Source organism: Rhodanobacter spathiphylli B39 (assembly GCF_000264295.1).
GTDB lineage: Bacteria > Pseudomonadota > Gammaproteobacteria > Xanthomonadales > Rhodanobacteraceae > Rhodanobacter > Rhodanobacter spathiphylli.
The window spans coordinates 1-688 of sequence record NZ_AJXT01000088.1 but is presented as its reverse complement, the minus strand read 5'-3'; the positions used below and the strand labels follow the sequence as shown (position 1 = coordinate 688).

1 pseudogene is annotated in these 688 nt (G+C 69.0%); it reads left to right on the top strand.

The annotated features are described in order from the left end of the window. Positions 1–688 (top strand): annotated as a pseudogene (locus UU7_RS17070) (hypothetical protein); the annotation flags it as partial.

Below are 688 nucleotides of genomic sequence, written 5' to 3'. Positions count from 1 at the left end.
TCTTCCAGGCCGACGGTGCGGATGACGGCAGCGAGGATGCACTCGCCTCGGGCGAGCACTCGGTGGCGTCGGGCGCCAGCAGCCTTGCCGCAGGCGCCGAGAGCGCTTCGTACGGCTACGGCTCTTCGGCTTATGGCGACAACAGCATGGCGATCGGCGCGGGCAGCCTTGCCGATGCGGTCGGTGCCTCGGCATCGGGTTCACTGTCCAGCGCGATGGCTGACTACAGCACCGCCTCGGGTTACGGCAGCCTGGCCAGCGGCGAGAGTAGCGTGGCCACCGGTGCGAGTGCGCAAGCGACCGCGGATTACGCAACGACCGTGGGTGCGGAAAGCGTGGCTTCCGGCGAATTCAGCGCGGCGTTCGGCGCGGCCAGTCTGGCCAGCGGCGACGGCAGTGCCGCGCTGGGCGTGTTGAGCGAAGCCAGTGGCGAAGAGTCGACGGCGGTGGGCTTCTACAGCTTGGCGTCCGGCGACGTGGCGACCGCGCTGGGTGCCGAGAGCATCGCCGGTGGCGTCACTGCGGTGGCGGTCGGCTTCCAGGCAGAGGCCTCGGAGGATTACACGACGGCGATCGGCAGCTGGTCGGTGGCATCCGGTTTCAACAGCACGGCACTGGGTAATTCGGCCGAGGCGCAGGCCGAGAACTCGGTGGCGCTGGGCTCGGATTCGATCGCCGACCGTGACAA